The following is a 13972-nucleotide window of genomic DNA, read 5'->3' as shown; positions in this document are numbered from 1 at the left end:
CCGACCGACTTTACGCCATGAGGAGATCCAGAGCTTGGCGCAGATGCTGACCAGGTCCGTGCTGACCGCCCTTTTCGCTTTTGCGACCCCGGCTCTGGCGCAGCTTCCGCCAGCGCCCCCGCCCGAGGCGCCGCCAGAGGAAGCCGCACCGGTGGAGGAAGCGGCCCCGGTCGCGCGCGAGTTGACCTCCGCCGAAATCGCTGCCTTCAATCAGGCTGTGACCGACTTCACCGCAGGCCAGACAGCCCAGCAGCAGGGCGACAATCAGGGCGCGGTCGCCAAATATGACGCCGCGCTGCCGGCCATCCGTGTCGCGGTGGAGGCCGATGCGGCGAAGATGGACAATGTCAATTTCCTCGCCAACGCCCTCTATGCCGATGCGGCCGCCTATGGCGCGCTGGGGCAGATGGACAAGGTGATCCCGCTACATGAAGAATCGCTGCCCTATTGGCGCAAGCTGGCCGAGGCGAAGCCGGAGGATGCGACGACCCGCACGATCCTGACCGGCATATTGGTCCAGATCGGCAATCAGAAGCTGGCCGATGCCGATGTCGCCGGGGCCGACCCCTATTATAGCGAAGCGCTGCCGCTGGCGCGGCAGGGCGTGGAAGAAAAGCCGGGCGATCCGGCGGCGCGCAACCAGTTGCTGGCGGTGCTGATCGGCGCCTGCCAGACATCGATGGTGGAAGGGATGCGCGACGAAGCGATCAACCTGGGCAAGGAAATGATCGCCGACGGCAGCATCGATGCGGCCAACCGCCCTTCGGTCGATGCGCTGACGGGATCGGCGGGGTAAGGGGCAGCGGGGTGGGCATTTGCAACGTTGCGCAGGCCCACCCCCTAACCCCCTCCCGCAAGCGGTAGGGGGAACTATGTCTGCACACTTTCAACGAATCAGAAGCGATCCGTCACTTCTTCTGACGGCCAACATAACCTTCACATATGAACGCCAGGCTGAAGACTGAGGTGCTCAGTAGCACAAGCGACCAGTTACCCATAAGCGGGCCATCAAGGCTTTGAAGCCCAAGGCTTGCCAATAGGCCGACATAAGAAAGCAGCAGCAAATATTTCGCCACTTTATGCAACGCGAGCATCGTCACCTCCTTGAGGTTCCTGATATAATTGCAAACAAGGTGCGCCCGCAACCGAACGGGTGCCAGCCTTCACCTCTACCGCCCATTATCCGCGATGATGTCGACGCTGGTCTTGCCGCCCGGCGCGTCGGTGAAGAGGATGAAATAGGCGCTGCCGTCCGCGCCGCGGGTGCCGCCCAGTACATGGTCGCCGCCCAGGATGCGATGTTCGCCGTCATAGCCCGCGCGGCGCGCGAGGGTGTAATAATAGTCCATCACGCCCTGACGCGGGACCGGCGTCACGAAACTGGCCGCGCGCAGGGTGCAGCCATCGACCTGCGTGCCCGCCGCTTCGGTCAGTTGGGCGCCGGGATAGAGGGCGAAGGGTTCGGGCAGGCGCTGCGCCCATTCCATGCCGTAGTTCAGCTTCTTCGCGCAATTGCCGTTGCCGCCGCGCCGGGTCGCCTGCTCGCGCGCAACCGCGCCCAGTGTGACGGCGGAGGCCATCGCTTCCCCCTCGCTCGCGGTCGGCGCGGTCAGCAGCTTGCCGCCGGCCTGCTTCACCGCCTGCGCCTGCGCCGCTCCGGCATCGCCCGCTAGCACCGGCACCGCGCCATTGGCGGGCTTGTCGGCCGGCCGCACGGCGTTGCGGTTGGACTGGCCTACGAGCTGCGGGTCGACCACGATCGGATCGGCCAGCGCGCCCTTGAGCGCGGGATCGGCGACATTGTTGGTCAATTGCGCGTCGAGCGCGGCAAGATTCGCATCCTTGTCGCCCTTGCCACAGGCGGCGAGCGCCAGCACGAGCGACAAGATAGCGGCGGACCGGACAAGCGTCATATTCTACTCCTTCGCCACCGGGCCATGAACAGGAAGCGTTGATCTTCGATTAGGATTGGACGGAATTGGCCGATTTTCCTGTAAAATGCCAGTTTCGTCTGACTGGCGCCACGGGCATGTCTTGCTCTGGGACAGGTTGAAGGCCATGTGTTGACGATGCTCAACATCCTGTCCGGCTTCATCGGCCTTGTCGCCCTCATCCTGATGATCCCTGCGGTGCTACCGCTGCTGGGCGCGCTCAACTGGCTGTTCGTGCCGCTTGCGCTGTTCGGGGCGTTTATCGGCATGATTTCATCGCGGAATGGCGGGCGCAATTTCTGCCTGATCGTCGCGGCCTTCGGCGCGCTGCGCCTGTTCCTGGGCGGAGGCATTTTCTGACCGACGCCCATGCAGAGATGCGGCGCGGCCTGCTGGCCGCAGCCGGCGCCTATGGGCTGTGGGGGCTGTTGCCGCTCTTCTTCCGCCTGCTGCACCATGTCGACCCGGTGGAGATCGTGACGCAGCGCGTGCTGTGGTCGCTGTTGCTGATTCTGGCGCTGCTGGCCCTGCGGAGCGGCCTGCCGCCCTTTCTGGCGGCGTTACGGACGCCGCGCTTGCTGCTGCCGCTGGCCGGTTCGGCGCTGATGATCGGCATCAACTGGCTGACCTATGTCTGGGCGGTCAATGACGGGCACGTGGTTGCGGCCAGCCTTGGCTATTTCCTCAACCCGCTGGTCGTCGTCACGCTGGGCGTGCTGGTGTTGAAGGAAAAGCTGCGCCGGTCGCAGATGCTGGCCATTGGCGTCGCGGCGATCGGGGTCGCTATTCTGGCGGCATCGGCGCTGACGACCCTGTGGATAAGTCTGGCGCTGGCCTTCAGCTTCGCCTTTTATGGCCTGTTGCGTAAGCTGACACCGGTAGCCCCAATGACGGGTCTGGGAGTGGAAACGCTGCTGCTCACCCCGCCGGCCATCGCCTATCTGCTGTGGGAAGCGAGCCATGGCAGTGTCGGCTTCGGGCAGGATGCGCCGACCACCGCGCTGCTGATCATTTCGGGTGCGGTGACGACGGTGCCGCTGGTACTGTTCGCGATGGCGGCGCAGCGACTGCCGATGGCGACGCTGGGCCTGCTGCAATATCTGGCGCCGACGCTGCAATTTCTGTGCGGCATCATCATCTTTGGCGAGACATTGAGCGGCGGGCAGATTGCCAGTTTCGGGCTGATCTGGCTGGGCCTGATCCTGTTCGCCAGCGACAGTTTTATCACTGCGCGGCGAAACCGGCTGGCGACGGCTTAGAGCATCGCACCTTTACCCACATCCGTTCGTCCTGAGTAGCCATTGAGCTTGTCGAAATGGCTACTCAGGACGAACGGTTCAGATTAAAGGCGCTATGCTCTAAAATACTGGTCCCGCTTTCAACGGGACCGGTGCCTTTGCATCAGGATGGCAGGAGTTGCCCGGTGCGCCGCCGGGCAAGCTGGTCGTCGAACACCGGATTGCCCAGCAGGAAGCTGATTTCCTTCGCCCGGTCCTGATTGACCATTTCGTCCGGCATCGACGCCAATATCGCGTCGAAGCGCGTGCGCATGCCGTCGGCAAATTCGGGGTGGGTCAGGATATAAAGGTCATTGGCGCATATCCCCGCCAAGACCCGTTCGCCCACTTCATCCGCGCTCATCCATAAAGGCGATATCGGGCGCTTCTCCAGATCCTCCTCGCGCTGGCGATAGCCGCTGTCGTTGCGATTTTCGGCGGGGCGCAATTCGCCGCTATGGGCGATATTGCTCTGCACCGGCCCCGGCATGAAGGCGGAGACGCCGATATTTTCCGCAGCCAGCTCGCCCCGGATCGCTTCGGAAATGCCCAGCACCGCCGCCTTGGCCGCCGTGTAGATGGCCGAATAGCTGATCGGGATCAGCGCCGATTGCGACGATGTGGTGACGATCTGCCCTCCTTCCCCATGTGCCTTGATGCGCGGCAATATGGTGACGAGGCCGTTGATGACGCCGCCCAGATTGACGCCCATGCCCCAATCCCAGTCATCGAACCGCGCGTCCAGCACTGGCCCCATCACGCCGATGCCGGCATTGCCGATCAGCATGTGGATCTTGCCGAAGCGTGCCTCCGCCGCGTCGGCGGCGCGGGCGAAACCGGCGCGGTCGGTCACGTCCAGTTGCACTATTTCCACCTGTGCGTCGGCGCCAAGAGCGGCCTTCGCTTCCGCCAGGGATTCCTCGCGAATATCGGCGATCACCACATTGCCCCCCGCCCGCACCAGCGCGCGGGCGATGCCAAGGCCTATGCCATTCGCTCCGCCGGTGATGAAGGCCGTCCTGCCCCGCACATCGCCCATCGGCGCCTTTACCTGTGTCATCCCATCCTCTCCCTTATTGCTTCAGGCCCAGCATGGCCCGTGTTTCGCCCGCACTTGCCAGGTCGCCGCCGATCTTTTCAATGATGTCGACGCCCCAGCGCACCAGTTCCGCATTATCCGCCGCCAGACGGCCACGCCGCAGATAGATGGTATCTTCAAAGCCCACCCGGATATGCCCGCCCAGCAGCGCCGATTGCGCCGCCATGGGGAAGCTATGGCGGCTGACGCCGAAACCGGTAAATTGGGCGCCGCGCGGAATCTGGTTCTTTGCATAGAGCATCGCCTCCGGCGTGGCGGGCAAGCCATATTTGGTGCCCAGAACGAAGGTGAAGGGCACATTTCTGGGAATCGCGCCCTTGGCCATCAGATCGTCGGCGAAGACGAAATCGCCCGCCTCGAAACATTCGATTTCCGGCAGCACCCCGGCATCCTGAATCATATGGCCCATTTTCGTGATCATCGGGTCCAGATTGATCGCCACCCCGCCCCAGAGTTGCATGGTGCAGATGTCGAGCGTGCACATGTCGGGCTTGAGGTCGAGAATATGTTCCAGCCGCCGTTCGGCCGTGAACATCAAGGTGCCGGGACCGCAGACCGCCGGGTCTTCATCGCCCTGCATCCAGGTGCAGCCCGGCCCGGTGGTCACGTTCAATATGACTTCGCTATTCTTTGCGCGAATGAGGCCGACAACCTCGCGATAATCTTCCAGCGCCTGTGACGGCGCGCCTGTTTCCCGGTCGCGGACATGCAGATGGATGATCGACGCTCCGGCTTCCGCCGCTGCCAGTGCTTCCGCCGCGACATGATTGGGGCGGAAGGGGAAATTGGGGTGTGACGGCATGGGCGAACTTCCCGTCACCGCGCATGTCACAAATAGCTTGCCAGCCAATATCGCTCTCCTGTGTCATCTCGGCTATGCTGCCGACCGCAGACCAGAAGGTCTTGCAGAGGAGATGGCCCGCAAGAAGGCCGGTGGATGTCCCATTATTGCGAGTAACTGGATAAGGCATGGCACAAAGGGAAGAATTGACGCGGTTTCTGAAAGCCGCACGCGCGAAGCTGGCGCCGTCCGAAGTCGGGCTGCCGGCGGGCGAGCGTCGCCGCACGCGCGGCCTGCGGCGGGAGGAAGTGGCGACGCTCGCGGGGATGAGCGTGACCTGGTACACCTGGTTCGAACAGGGCCGGGAAGTGCAATTGTCCGCGCCGATGCTGGAGCGGTTGAGCCGCACCCTGCGCCTCAGCCCCAATGAGCGGGAATTTCTGTTTGCGCTGGCCCAGCACCGGCCGCCGCCACTGGCCCGCCGCGCGGACGAGACGATTCATGCCGGCACCCAGCATCTGATGGACGCGCTGTCCTTCCCCGCGCTGGTGATCGTGGAGGACTGGACGGTGATCGGCTGGAACCGATTCGTGGGGCAGGCCTTTCGCGATTACAGCCTGTTGCCGCGCGAGGAGCGCAATCTGTTCCGCATCCTGATGCTGCATCCGCGCTATCGCGCCGATCCGGACAAGTTTCAGGATATGTGCCGACGGCTGATCGCGCGGTTCAAATGGGATTATAGCCGCACCGCCCAGCCCGACGTGTTCGAAGGCATCATCGCGGACATGATGGAACAGTCCGAATTCTTCCAGCGATACTGGCAGGATTCGGAGATCATGGCCCATTTCGAGGATACGAATATCGCCGACATGCCGGGCGTGGGCGAAATCATGTTCCGCCACACCAGCTATGCGATCGAGGAGGCACCGGGCCAGCGGCTGTTGCTGTTCGCGCCGCTGGACGATGTCAGCGCCGCGCGCCTCGCCCGGCTGGTGGCCGATGCGGAGGCGCCGGCGCTGGCCTGAATTTTCTTCAGACCGTTCGTCCTGAGTAGCCACTGAGCCTGCCGAAGTGGCGTATCGAAGGATCAGCGCGGTGCAGGATGCTTCGATACGGGGCTTCGACTTCGCTCAGCCCCCTACTCAGCACGAACGGAATTTGGGGATTAATTCGTCTCGCGCTTCAGCCGTTCGGCCAGTGCGCCGATCTCTTCGGGTTCCAGCAGCCAGGTGCGGGTCTTGCGGCCTTCGCGATGGACCGGCTGGGTCAGCAGGACGCGAGCCTGTGCCTTTGCATGGTCCTTGTAGAGGCCGAAATGGACGGCGCAGTCGCGAATCGTGCCGATCAGCGGCGGCTTACCGTCCAGGTCGATCATGGTCGCGGGCTGTTCCCAGGGGATGCCGGCGACACCGGGATATTTCTGTTCCATGGCGCGGGGACACCATGCCGCGCCATGGAAATCAAGACTTATCGAAGGAGTGCCATCAGGATCGGGTCGCGCGTGGCGGCGGGATCGCGGCGGATTTCCGCTTCTTCCCGGCCGATTGCATGGAAGATCGCATCGCCTATCTGGCCCGACACATTGTCCGCCATCGCGACGATATCCTTGTTCCCGGCCGCCGCCAGCGCGACCGACAACATGTCGAACAGGTCCGATCGCAGCGCGCGCGACGCGCCGGGCAGCAGCGCCTCGACCACGGAGCCGCGGGCTTCGCGCGCCAGCAGATCGGTCGCCGCCGTCGGGCCGCCGCGCAGCACCGACACCGCATCGACCAGAGTCATCCGATGCACCGCATCCATCACCACCGGCGTCGCATTGTCGGCCAGATCGACCGCCACATCATTGAGCGCGCGCGACACCTGATTACGCACGGTGTTGGTGCGCAGCAGGGCGGCGAGCACGGCGCCTCCCTTCCCGCCGCCCAGATCGGGAGGGACGATGCGGGTCAACTGGTCGTCGTAGAAACCGCCCGGTTCGGTCAGCCGGGCAAAGGCGCGCTGGCTCGACAGTTCGAGCAGGCGGCGCACCGCATCCTCCACCGTATAGCGGCCCATCGGCGTGGCGCAGGCCGCCAGCGGCAGCAGCGCCAGCGTCGCGATCAGGCTGCGCCGGTCGGAAAGGCCGAATGAGTGTTCCATGACGCATCTCCCTTTTTACCGGGGATGCTATGGCGCGGCGAGGCTTGCCGGACGGTGAACGCCATCCCGTCATTGCGAGCGGAGCGAAGCAATCCATGGGTACGCCGGTGGATTGCTTCGCTCCGCTCGCAATGACGAAAGTTCAAGCGAACAGGATCCGGACCGAATCCGGCACCCGTTCCGCCCGCAGTCCGCCTGGGCGGCTGGCATCCGGCACGGTCCAGACCCGTTTTTCGGTGCATTCCACGCACAGCTTGCCATCCAGCGACAGGCGATGGGCGACGGTGAAGCTGCTATTGCCGAAGGACGGCGCATCCGCCTCCACCAGCACATCGTCACCATAGGCGGTGGGGATGAAGAAGCGGGCCGACACATCGACCATGGGGAAGCCGGCAAAGGGCATGGTCGCCAGCATCTGCCGCTTCTTGGGCAGGCCGGCCTGTTCGAACAACAGCATCGTGCTTTCGCCGAAAATGTCGAAATAGCGGGGCGCATGGACGATGCCGGCGGGGTCGCAATGCCCCCATTCGATGCGGACGATCCGCTGGAGGAAGGCGCTCACGCGAGAATGGTCTTTCCTTGCTTGGTGGTCTTTTCCGCCATCTCTTCGGGCGTTGGCGGCGTGGGGATAAGGAGCCCGCGCTGCACCGCGGGCCGCGCTGAAATTCTTTCGAACCAGCGCTGAAGGTGGGGAAAGCCGCCCATGTCCACACCGGCCCAGTCATGGCCGCGTATCCAGGGGAAGCAGGCGATATCGGCGATCGAATAATCGCCGACCAGATAATCATTATCGGCAAGGCGCGCGTCCATGACGCCGAACAGGCGCTGGCTTTCGCGGACATAGCGATCGATCACCGAAGGCAATTTTTCGTCGAAATAGCGGGTGAAGACGGTCGCCTGCCCCATCATCGGGCCAAGGCCGGACATCTGCCACATCACCCATTGGATCACCCGGCTGCGATCCTGCGCTTCCGTGGGGATGAACCGCCCGAACTTCTCCGCCAGATAGAGCAGGATCGCGCCGGATTCGAAGATGGCAAAGTCGCCTGCATCATGATCGACCAGCGTCGGGATGCGGCCATTGGGATTGAGCGCGACATACCAGTCCTGCTTCTGCACCCGGTCGGTCAGCGATATCGGCGTCACCTGATAGGGCACACCCAGTTCCTCCAGCAGGATCGCGACTTTCCAGCCATTGGGTGTTTCCGACGTCAGCAGTTCCAGCATCTTCCTCTCCAAATGTCTTTCCCCATGCAGAGCAAAGGCTTGCCGCCGCTGCAAGACGAGTGGCGGCGCTATCATTGAAACTGACAGGTTAAGGTGCCGGGTAGTGGCGCTGATAGTATCGACAGAGGCCTTGCGACCCGCCGGAACGCCAGCCACTTTCCCACTCGAAGGCGCCAAAGACGCCATAACCACAAGGTGAGGATGAACCAGCGCATGTTGACGCTCTACAGCTTCGGTCCGGCCGCCAATTCGTTGAAACCCCTGCTGGCTTTGTATGAAAAGGGGCTGGAATTCACCCCCCGCTTCGTCGACCCGACCCGGTTCGAACATCATGAGGACTGGTTCAAGGCGATCAATCCGCGGGGGCAAGTGCCCGCGCTGGACCATGACGGGCATATCATCACCGAATCGACCGTGATCTGCGAATATCTGGAAGATGCCTTCCCGGATGCGCCGCGCCTGCGCCCGGCCGATCCGGTGCAGATTGCGGAGATGCGCGTCTGGACCAAATGGGTGGACGAATATTTCTGCTGGTGCGTGTCGACGATCGGCTGGGAACGGATGATCGGCCCGATGGCGCGCAAATTGTCCGACGCCGAATTCGAGGAGAAGCTGAAGCATATCCCGGTCCCGGAGCAGCAGGCCAAATGGCGCAGCGCCCGCGCCGGATTCCCGCAGGCGGTGCTGGACGAGGAAATGCGCAAGATCCGCGTATCGATCGACCGGCTGGAGCAGCGCCTGTCGCAAAGCCTGTGGCTGGCGGGCGAGGACTATACGCTGGCCGATATCTGCAACTTCGCGATCGCGAACGGGATGCAGTTTGGCTATGCCGACATCGTCAACAAGGACATGACGCCGCATCTGGTCGCCTGGATCGAGCGGATCAATGCCCGGCCGGCCACGCAGGCCATGTTCGCCAAATCAAAGAGCGAAATGCCAGCCCGCCCCACCGCGACGGCGGCCTGATCCATGGGCTGGCAGGACGAACCGCCCGCCGGGCAATTGCGCATGTATCATATCCCCGGTTGCCCTTTTTCGGAGCGGATCGAGCTGCTGCTCGATCTGAAGGGGCTGCACGGCATCATGGCCGATCATGAGATCGACATATCGCAACCCCGGCCCGACTGGCTGCTCGCCAAGACGCGCGGGACCACTTCGCTGCCCGCGCTGGAACTGGAAAATGGCGAGACGCTGAAGGAAAGCATGGTCATCATGCGCTATTTCGAGGATCGCTTTCCCGATCCGCCGGTGGCGCGGCAAGACCCCTATGAACATGCGGTCGAGGCGATGCTGTGCGCGACCGACGGGCAATATACCGGGGCAGGATATCGCATGATCCTGAACCGCGACCCGGCGAAGCGCGATGAGCACAAGGCCGAGATCGACGCCCAATATGCGCGGCTGGACGAATTTCTGCGCCATTATGCGCCGGACGGGGATTTTCTGTTCGACCGGTTCGGCTGGGCGGAGGTCGCCTTCACGCCGATGTTCAAGCGGCTGTGGTTCCTCGATTATTATGAAGCCTATCAGATCCCGCAGCATCTGACCCGGCTGCTGCGCTGGCGCGATGCCTGTCTGGCCCATCCGGTGGCGCAGCGACATCACGGCCATCGCGAACTGATGACGCTTTATTATGATTATAGCCAGGGTGGCGGCAACGGACGCCTGCCCGAAGGCCGCACCATCTCCAGCTTCACGCTCGATCCGCCCTGGGACAGCCGCCCCCTGCCGCCGCGCGACAAATGGGGCACGCCCGCCACCGACGCCGAACTCGGCCTTCTTCCCGCATAAGGACATTCATCATGCCCAATACGCTCCAGCATTATATCGATGGCCAGTGGGTCGACAGCCAGGGCGGTCGTACCATCGCCGTCATCAATCCCGCCACCGACCAGAGCGCCGCCGACCTGATATTGGGCACGGCCGCCGATGTGGACGCAGCCGTGATCGCCGCCCGCCGCGCGTTCGAGACATTTTCGCTGACCGGCCGGGAGGAGCGCGTCGCGCTGCTGGAACGCATCATCGCTGAATATCAGAAGCGCGTGCCCGATATCGCCCGCGCCATCGCGACCGAAATGGGCTGTCCCATCTCCATCGCCCAGACGGCGCAGGCGGGATCGGGCCTTGGCCATCTGGGGCAGGCGCTGGCGGCGCTCAAAAATTACGAATTCAGCGAGAAGATCGGCGACAATCGCGTGGTGCGCGAGCCGATCGGCGTGGTGGCGCTGATCACGCCGTGGAACTGGCCGATGAACCAGATCGTGGCCAAGGTTGGCCCGGCGCTGGCGGCGGGTTGCACCATGATCCTGAAGCCATCCGAAGAGGCGCCAAGCTGCGCCGCGATCTTCGCCGAAATACTGGAGGCGGCGGGCGTGCCGGCCGGCGTCTTCAATCTGGTGCAAGGCGATGGCGAAGGCGTGGGCACCGCGCTCGCGAAACATCCCGATATCGACATGGTGAGCTTCACCGGATCGACCCGCGCGGGCATCATGGTGGCGAAAAATGCCGCCGATACGGTGAAGCGTGTCGCACAGGAACTGGGCGGCAAGTCGCCCAACATCATCCTGGAAGGGACGCCGCTGGACGTGGCGCTGCCGGGCGGCGTGGGCGGCGTGCTGCTCAATAGCGGCCAGAGTTGCGTGGCCCCTACCCGCATGCTGGTCCACCGGTCGCAACATGACGAAGCGGCACAGAAGGTCGGCGCGCTGTTCGCCGCCAAGAAGGTCGGCGATCCGCAGGCGGAGGGCGATCATATCGGCCCGGTCGTCAGCCAGCGGCAATGGGACCGGATTCAGGGCCTGATCCAGACCGGCATCGACGAAGGCGCCACGCTGATCACCGGCGGCACCGGGCGGCCCGAGGGGCTGGAAGCCGGCAGCTATGTGCAGCCGACCGTCTTCGCCAATGTGACGCCGGACATGACGATCGCGAAGGAAGAGATTTTCGGTCCCGTGTTGGTCCTGATGCCCTATGAGGATGACGAGGATGCGATCCGCATCGCCAATGACACCCCCTATGGTCTGGGCGCCTATGTTGCCGGCGACCCGGCCCGTGCCCGCAAATTCGTCAGCCGGATTCGGGCGGGCGCGGTGTTCGTGAATGCGGGCGGGCTTGCCTTCGACATGCCCTTTGGCGGCTACAAGCAATCGGGCAATGGCCGGGAATTCGGCAAGTTCGGGCTGGAAGAGTTTCTGGAGGTCAAGTCGGTGATCGGCGCGCTGCCCGAAGAGGTGGCGTGATGGCGACGCTGGCCAGAACCGAGGATATTGAGGACAGCGCGCGGCAGGCACCCGCGCTGATCCGCTATCTGGACGAGGGCGATTTCGTCACGCGGCGCTATGTGTCGCAAGGGGTGGAAATCAACACCGGCACCTATAGCGACCATCGCATGATGGTGCGCGACGGGATGCCGATCCGCGATCATTTCGAATTCGACACCCATGGCTTCATGCTGGGTCGACATCGCAGCGCGATCCGCGATTTCTTCGACAAGGAAGAGGTCGATCGCCTCTATCTGCGCGAATGCGAGGCGGCGATACAGGCGCTGACCGGCGCCTCCTGCGTGTCGGCGGGCGGGTGGATGATCCGCACCTCGGCCGACCTGACCGCGCGGGCGCAGGAGAAGGTGGAAAATTATCGCCATGAAGGCGGCATCCAGCCGCCGGCCGGCGAAGCACATGTCGATTATAATGAGATTACCGGACGGCGCGCGGCCGAGCGGGCCTATGCCGCCGCTTTCCCCGATGGTCCGGGCTATAGACGGTCTGTCTGCTTCAGTTTCTGGCGAACCTTCTCACCCGGCCCGCAGGACTGGCCGCTGGCGGTGTGCGACGGGCGCACCGTGTCGGATGAGGAAGCGACGTCCAACACTTTGTTCGTGGTGGACGAATTGCCGACCGGCGAGGCGCTGACCGTGCCGGTCGATGGCGAGGATCAGATGATCGCCGCCTCCATCTTCCGCCATCGCGACCGGCATCGCTGGTGGTATTTTTCGAACATGGCGGCGGACGATGTGCTGCTGTTCAAATTTCAGGACAGCGACCATGATGTGACATGGCGCTGTCCGCATACCGCTTTCCACGACAGCAGCCTGCCCGACACGCGGACCCGATCCAGTATCGAGGTCCGCGCCGTCGCTTTCTTCGAGTAAACAGGCGTCAGGCGAACTGCGTCGCTTCGAAACGCACCGGTTCGCCCACTGCGGCATTGGCGAGCGTGTCTTCCCACATCACGCGGTGACCGCGGATGATGGTGCCGATCGCCTTGCCGGTCAGGTCCATGCCTTCGAAGGGCGACCAGTTGCAGCGCGAGGCGAGCCATTCGCTGCCCACGGTCCAGCGCTTCTTGAGGTCGACCACGGTGAAGTCGGCGTCATAGCCGAGCGCGATCCGCCCCTTGCCGGTCAGGCCGAACACGCGCTGCGGCCCGGAGCTGGTCAGTTCGATGAAGCGGCGTAGCGTCAGCCGCCCTTCCGCCACATGGTTGAGCAGCAGCGGCACCAAAGTCTGCACGCCGGGCATGCCGCTGGGCGAGGCGGGATAGGCCTTCGCCTTTTCCTCGATCGTGTGGGGTGCATGGTCGCTGCCCAGCACGTCAGGCACGCCCTGATTGAGGAAATGCCACAGCCCGTCGCGATGCGCGCCCGACCGGATCGGCGGGTTCATCTGCGCATAGGTGCCAAGGCGCGGATAGGCATCTTCGCCCGCCAGCGTCAGATGCTGGGGCGTCACTTCGCAGGTGGCGATATCCTTGTTCTGGCCGATATAGTCCAGTTCGGCCGGCGTGGTGATGTGCAGGATATGGATGCGGCGGCGCGCCTTGCGGGCGAGCGCGATGATGCGCTTGGTCGCGATCAGCGCGCTTTCATCGTCGCGCCAGACCGGGTGGGAGGACGGGTCGCCCTCCACGCGATAATCCTTGCGCGCGTTCATGCGCGTCTCATCCTCGGCATGGATGGCGACGCGGCGGGTGCCGCTTGCCAGCACGCGGGCCAGCGCATTGTCATCATCCACCAGCAGGCTGCCGGTCGAGGCGCCCATGAAGATTTTCACCCCCGACGTGCCGGGAATGCGCTCCAGTTCCTTGAGTTGCTCGGCATTTTCCGCCGTCGCGCCGACATAGAAGGCATGGTCGCACCACATGCGATGATGCGCGCGCTTCAGCTTGTCATGCACCCGGTCGGCGGTGTCGGTATTGGGATTGGTGTTGGGCATTTCGAAGACGGCGGTGACGCCGCCCAGCACCGCCGCGCGGCTGCCCGATTCGAGATCTTCCTTATATTCCAGACCCGGCTCGCGGAAATGGACCTGACTGTCGATGCAGCCGGGCAGCACGTCCAGCCCGGCGCAGTCGATCACTTCGCCAGCATCGCCCAGACTGGTGCCGATCGCTACGATCTTGCCGTCGCGCACGCCCACATCCACGCTCTCCGCGCCGCCCGGCGTATGGACGGTGCCGTTCTTGAGGATCAGGTCATAGGTCTGGGTCATGGCTTTCGACTCTCTTCTCGGCCGGGACG

17 protein-coding genes are annotated in these 13972 nt (G+C 63.7%); 8 read left to right on the top strand and 9 right to left on the bottom strand.

Annotated elements, in window-relative coordinates:
- Positions 1-43: 43 nt before the first annotated feature.
- A complete protein-coding gene (locus BMY84_RS01455) occupies positions 44-796 on the top strand; it encodes a hypothetical protein (RefSeq protein WP_093081590.1) in 753 nt (250 codons plus the stop codon).
- A 112-nt stretch (positions 797-908) separates the two neighbouring features.
- On the opposite strand, the gene BMY84_RS01450 is transcribed toward BMY84_RS01455, so the two are convergent.
- Together BMY84_RS01450 and BMY84_RS01445 are read right to left on the bottom strand one after the other, a co-directional pair.
- Positions 909-1094, bottom strand: coding sequence for a hypothetical protein (locus tag BMY84_RS01450; protein WP_143074960.1), 186 nt, complete (start codon positions 1092-1094; stop codon positions 909-911).
- 75 nt (positions 1095-1169) lie between these two features.
- A complete protein-coding gene (locus tag BMY84_RS01445) occupies positions 1170-1913 on the bottom strand; it encodes a hypothetical protein (RefSeq protein WP_093079709.1) in 744 nt (247 codons plus the stop codon).
- 156 nt (positions 1914-2069) lie between these two features.
- Between BMY84_RS01445 and BMY84_RS01440 the strand changes: the two genes are divergently transcribed.
- Together BMY84_RS01440 and rarD are read left to right on the top strand one after the other, a co-directional pair.
- Positions 2070-2291: a hypothetical protein gene (locus BMY84_RS01440; RefSeq protein WP_093018429.1), complete on the top strand. Its 222-nt coding sequence runs from the start codon at positions 2070-2072 to the stop codon at positions 2289-2291.
- Between the two features lie 17 nt (positions 2292-2308).
- A complete protein-coding gene (gene rarD / locus BMY84_RS01435) occupies positions 2309-3190 on the top strand; it encodes an EamA family transporter RarD (protein WP_093079706.1) in 882 nt (293 codons plus the stop codon).
- Positions 3191-3332: 142 nt separating this feature from the next.
- Here the strand turns inward: rarD and BMY84_RS01430 are convergent, their stop codons facing one another.
- Together BMY84_RS01430 and BMY84_RS01425 are read right to left on the bottom strand one after the other, a co-directional pair.
- Positions 3333-4268, bottom strand: a complete 936-nt coding sequence (locus tag BMY84_RS01430; protein WP_093079704.1) for an SDR family oxidoreductase — start codon at positions 4266-4268, stop codon at positions 3333-3335.
- A gap of 13 nt (positions 4269-4281) precedes the next feature.
- On the bottom strand, positions 4282-5157 hold the full coding sequence (locus tag BMY84_RS01425) for a BKACE family enzyme (protein ID WP_093079701.1): 876 nt from the start codon (positions 5155-5157) through the stop codon (positions 4282-4284).
- A 119-nt stretch (positions 5158-5276) separates the two neighbouring features.
- Here BMY84_RS01425 and BMY84_RS01420 point away from each other — a divergent pair, with 119 nt between their 5' ends.
- A complete protein-coding gene (locus tag BMY84_RS01420) occupies positions 5277-6113 on the top strand; it encodes a helix-turn-helix transcriptional regulator (RefSeq protein ID WP_093079699.1) in 837 nt (278 codons plus the stop codon).
- 140 nt (positions 6114-6253) lie between these two features.
- Here BMY84_RS01420 and BMY84_RS01415 read toward each other — a convergent pair whose 3' ends face one another.
- The 4 genes from BMY84_RS01415 to BMY84_RS01400 all read right to left on the bottom strand — a co-directional run bounded on the left by BMY84_RS01415 (position 6254) and on the right by BMY84_RS01400 (position 8454).
- Positions 6254-6517, bottom strand: coding sequence for a hypothetical protein (locus BMY84_RS01415; protein WP_093018419.1), 264 nt, complete (start codon positions 6515-6517; stop codon positions 6254-6256).
- Positions 6518-6555: 38 nt separating this feature from the next.
- The gene (locus BMY84_RS01410; RefSeq protein WP_093079696.1) at positions 6556-7227 is read right to left on the bottom strand and encodes a DUF4197 domain-containing protein; all 672 of its coding nucleotides are present in this window, start codon (positions 7225-7227) and stop codon (positions 6556-6558) included.
- A 142-nt stretch (positions 7228-7369) separates the two neighbouring features.
- A complete protein-coding gene (locus BMY84_RS01405) occupies positions 7370-7789 on the bottom strand; it encodes an acyl-CoA thioesterase (RefSeq protein ID WP_093079694.1) in 420 nt (139 codons plus the stop codon).
- Positions 7786-8454 (bottom strand): glutathione S-transferase family protein, encoded by a 669-nt coding sequence (locus BMY84_RS01400; protein ID WP_093079691.1) that lies wholly within the window; start codon positions 8452-8454, stop codon positions 7786-7788. Before BMY84_RS01400 ends, BMY84_RS01405 begins: the two co-directional genes overlap by 4 nt.
- A 201-nt stretch (positions 8455-8655) precedes the next feature.
- Between BMY84_RS01400 and BMY84_RS01395 the strand changes: the two genes are divergently transcribed.
- The 4 genes from BMY84_RS01395 to BMY84_RS01380 are packed head-to-tail and all read left to right on the top strand — an operon-like array spanning position 8656 to position 12604.
- Positions 8656-9420 carry a glutathione S-transferase family protein gene (locus tag BMY84_RS01395; RefSeq protein ID WP_256214999.1) on the top strand — a complete coding sequence of 255 codons (765 nt, stop codon included), beginning with the start codon at positions 8656-8658 and terminating at the stop codon, positions 9418-9420.
- Positions 9421-9423: 3 nt separating this feature from the next.
- Positions 9424-10245 carry a glutathione S-transferase family protein gene (locus tag BMY84_RS01390; RefSeq protein WP_256214998.1) on the top strand — a complete coding sequence of 274 codons (822 nt, stop codon included), beginning with the start codon at positions 9424-9426 and terminating at the stop codon, positions 10243-10245.
- An 11-nt stretch (positions 10246-10256) separates the two neighbouring features.
- Complete coding sequence (locus tag BMY84_RS01385) at positions 10257-11693, top strand: aldehyde dehydrogenase family protein (RefSeq protein WP_093079689.1); 1437 nt, start codon at positions 10257-10259, stop codon at positions 11691-11693.
- Positions 11693-12604 (top strand): CmcJ/NvfI family oxidoreductase, encoded by a 912-nt coding sequence (locus tag BMY84_RS01380; protein WP_093079686.1) that lies wholly within the window; start codon positions 11693-11695, stop codon positions 12602-12604. Before BMY84_RS01385 ends, BMY84_RS01380 begins: the two co-directional genes overlap by 1 nt.
- Positions 12605-12611: 7 nt before the next feature.
- Here BMY84_RS01380 and BMY84_RS01375 read toward each other — a convergent pair whose 3' ends face one another.
- Positions 12612-13943, bottom strand: a complete 1332-nt coding sequence (locus tag BMY84_RS01375; protein WP_093079683.1) for a dihydroorotase — start codon at positions 13941-13943, stop codon at positions 12612-12614.
- Positions 13944-13972 lie beyond the last annotated feature (29 nt).

This window comes from Sphingobium sp. AP50 (assembly GCF_900109095.1).
GTDB lineage: Bacteria > Pseudomonadota > Alphaproteobacteria > Sphingomonadales > Sphingomonadaceae > Sphingobium.
Note: the sequence above shows the minus strand (reverse complement) of the source record. Positions and strands in the feature narration are given on the sequence as shown.